Below are 206 nucleotides of genomic sequence, written 5' to 3'. Positions count from 1 at the left end.
TCAACACCAGTACATGTTGTCTTAGTAGTTTCGCGGATACCAACGATTTCAATCTCTTCGCCGACTTTAACGATACCACGCTCTACACGGCCTGTTACTACTGTACCACGACCAGAGATAGAGAATACGTCCTCGATAGGCATCAAGAATGGCTGATCGATCGCACGAACTGGATCAGGGATGTAAGCATCTAGCGCTTCGACTAG

The 206-nt window shown here is 47.6% G+C and carries 1 pseudogene; it reads right to left on the bottom strand.

Annotated elements, in window-relative coordinates:
* Positions 1 to 206 (bottom strand): annotated as a pseudogene (gene tuf, locus BS617_RS17955) (elongation factor Tu); the annotation flags it as partial.

Source organism: Neptunomonas phycophila, from assembly GCF_001922575.1.
In the GTDB taxonomy this organism is placed as follows: domain Bacteria; phylum Pseudomonadota; class Gammaproteobacteria; order Pseudomonadales; family Balneatricaceae; genus Neptunomonas; species Neptunomonas phycophila.
Note: the sequence above shows the minus strand (reverse complement) of the source record. Positions and strands in the feature narration are given on the sequence as shown.